The 2,847-nt window shown below is 72.3% G+C and carries 5 protein-coding genes; all 5 read left to right on the top strand.

Features of this window, described 5'->3' with window-relative positions; translation table 11 throughout:
* Positions 1-222: phosphate acyltransferase (locus tag ACRWK7_RS26475; protein WP_431859394.1), on the top strand; the 222-nt coding region annotated here is incomplete at its 5' end.
* Between the two features lie 11 nt (positions 223-233).
* Positions 234-1,445 carry an acetate/propionate family kinase gene (locus tag ACRWK7_RS26470; protein ID WP_431859393.1) on the top strand — a complete coding sequence of 404 codons (1,212 nt, stop codon included), beginning with the start codon at positions 234-236 and terminating at the stop codon, positions 1,443-1,445.
* A gap of 1 nt (position 1,446) precedes the next feature.
* On the top strand, positions 1,447-1,608 hold the full coding sequence (locus ACRWK7_RS26465; RefSeq protein WP_431859391.1) for a hypothetical protein: 162 nt from the start codon (positions 1,447-1,449) through the stop codon (positions 1,606-1,608).
* Positions 1,609-1,617: 9 nt separating this feature from the next.
* Positions 1,618-2,571 (top strand): DMT family transporter, encoded by a 954-nt coding sequence (locus ACRWK7_RS26460; RefSeq protein WP_431859389.1) that lies wholly within the window; start codon positions 1,618-1,620, stop codon positions 2,569-2,571.
* A gap of 98 nt (positions 2,572-2,669) precedes the next feature.
* A partial coding sequence (locus ACRWK7_RS26455) for a glyceraldehyde 3-phosphate dehydrogenase NAD-binding domain-containing protein (RefSeq protein ID WP_431859396.1) occupies positions 2,670-2,847 on the top strand: 178 nt, incomplete at its 3' end.

The following is a 2,847-nucleotide window of genomic DNA, read 5'->3' as shown; positions in this document are numbered from 1 at the left end:
GACATCCTGCTGGTGCCCGACCTGGAGGCCGGCAACATGCTGGCCAAGCAGCTGTCGTTCCTGGCCAACGCCGACGCCGCCGGCATCGTGCTGGGGGCGCGGGTTCCGATCATCCTGACCAGCCGCGCCGACAACGTGCGCACCCGCCTGGCGAGCTGCGCCGTGGCCTCGCTGGTCGCCGCCGCGCGCCGCAAGCCGGCGCTGGCCCTGGCCGCCGAGTGAAGGAGGGGAGCATGTCCGCACGCAACGCCTACCTCGTCATCAACGCCGGCTCGTCGAGCCTGAAGTTCTCGGTCTTCCAGGGTCAGGGCCGCGGCGATCTGGAGGCCGTGATCAACGGCCAGATCCAGGGCATCGGCACCGAGCCCAAGTTCGACGCCAAGGACGCCGCCAAGCGCACCCTGGCCGAATACGCCTGGCCCAAGGACAAGCCCGCCGACCGGCCGGAGCTGCTGCGCTTCCTGCTGGACTGGCTGGAGATGCGGCTGGAGGGCGCCACGCTGGTGGCGGCCGGTCACCGGGTGGTGCACGGCGGCACCCGCTTCGCCGCGCCGGTGCGCATCACCCCGGCCGTGCTGGCCGAGCTGGAGGGGCTGATCCCGCTCGCCCCGCTGCACCAGCCGCACAACGTCGCGGCCATCCGCGCGCTGGCCGAGGTGTATCCGGAGCTGCCGCAGGTCGCCTGCTTCGACACCGCCTTCCACCAGACGCAGCCCTGGCAGGCGCAGACCTTCGCCCTGCCGCGCGAGCTGACCCGGGAGGGCGTGCGCCGCTACGGCTTCCATGGCCTGTCCTACGAGTACATCGCCCAGCGCCTGCCGCAGGTGGCGCCGGAGCTGGCCGACGCCCGCGTGGTGGTCTGCCACCTGGGCAGCGGCGCCAGCCTGTGCGCCATGCGCGCCGGCAAGAGCCAGGACACCACCATGGGCTTCACGGCGCTGGACGGCGTGCCGATGGGCACCCGGCCGGGCAACATCGACCCCGGCGTGCTGATCTACCTGATGCGCGAGAAGGGCATGGACGCCGACGCGCTGGAATCGCTGCTCTACAAGCGCTCCGGCCTGCTGGGCGTGTCGGGGATCTCCAACGACATGCGCGACCTGCTGGACTCCGAGGCGCCGGCGGCGGCGGAGGCGGTGGAGCTGTTCTGCCACGGCGTCGCCAAGCAGACCGCGGCGCTGGCCGCCTCGATGGGCGGGCTGGACGCGGTGGTGTTCACCGCCGGCGTGGGCGAGCACTCGGCGCCGGTGCGCGCCCGGGTGGCGGAGAAGCTGGGCTGGCTGGGCGTGACGCTCGATGCCGCTGCGAACCGGGCGAAGGCGACGCGGATCTCGGCGTCCGACAGCCGCATCCCGGTCTTCGTCATCCCCACCGACGAGGAGCGCATGATCGCCAGCCACACGCTGACCGTGCTGGACAGCGCCGCCCTCAGCAAGGCCGCGTGACATGCAGACGCTCCTGCCCCTGCTCTACTTCGGCGGCCTCGCGGGCTCCGCCCTGACGCTCCGGACGCTGAGCCGGGCGGAGGGCGGGCGGCGCGGCTACGTCTACGCCGCCGCCAGCTCGTCGATGCTGGCGGCGGTGCTGGTCCTCGGCTTCACCGGATAGGGGAGCGCGATGCCTCCGTCACCGGCCACGCCCGGGCGGGAGAGCGCCCGTCAGGGCATCCTCTCGATGCTGGCGGCGATGGTCCTGATGACCGTCATGAACGCGCTGGCCAAGCATCTGGCCGCGCACTACCCGCTGACGGAGGTGACGTTCTTCCGCAACCTCTTCGCCCTGCTGCCGGCCGCCGCCATGGTGGCGGCCGCCGGCGGGCGGGAGTGCCTGCGCACCGGGCACCGGCTGGGCCACCTGTGGCGCGCGGTGGTCGGGCTGACCTCCATGATGCTGCTGTTCTGGTCCTATCACCTGCTGCCGCTGGCCGACGCGGTGGCGATCTCCTACGCCGCCCCGCTGTTCCTCACCGCGCTGTCGGTGCCGCTGCTGGGCGAGCGGGTCGGCCCCTACCGCTGGGGCGCGGTCGCCGTCGGCTTCGCCGGCGTGCTGGTCATGGTGCGGCCGGGGGCCGGGATGCTCGACCCCGGCGCGCTGGTGGCGCTGGCCGCGGCGGTCGCCTACGCGCTGGCGATGATCGCCATGCGCCAGCTCGGCCGCACCGAGCGGCCGGTCACCACGGTGTTCTACTTCACCGTCCTGTCCACCCTGCTGAGCGCGCTGGCCCTGCCCTTCGCCTGGACCACGCCGACCTGGCCGGCGCTGGGCCTGATGGCGCTGATGGGGCTGGCCGGCGGCGGGTCGCAGTACTTCAGCACCCGCGCCTACGCGCTGGCCCCGGCGGTGGTGATCGGGCCGTTCAGCTACTCCGGGCTGATCTGGGCGATGCTGCTGGGCTGGCTGGGCTGGGGCGACGTGCCGGGCCCGGCCATGCTGGCCGGCGCCGGAATCGTCGTCGCCAGCGGCCTGCTGATCCTGCTGCGCGAGGCGCAGCGCGCCAAGGTGATCCCCGGGGTGATCCCCGAGGCGGAGCCGATCCGCCTGCCCCGGACCGGCGGCGCCCGCCCCTGCTGAGACGAATTGCCTCAGGACGGCCGCGGCCGTGCAGAAGGCGCTTGCACTCTGAACTGATATATTAGTATACTTCACTCACCGAAGCTGGAGACACCATCATGTCTGTACGGGTTGCGATCAACGGGTTCGGCCGCATCGGCCGTCTGGTTCTGCGGGCGATCTACGAGAGCGGTCGCACCGACGTCGAGGTGGTGGCGATCAACGACCTCGCCGATCTCGACACCAACGTGCACCTGCTGAAGTACGACAGCGTGCACGGCCGCTTCCCCGGCACCG

This window comes from Azospirillum sp. (genome assembly GCF_050789165.1).
The sequence above is the reverse complement of the archived record's forward strand: the minus strand, read 5'-3'. Positions and strand labels throughout refer to the sequence as shown.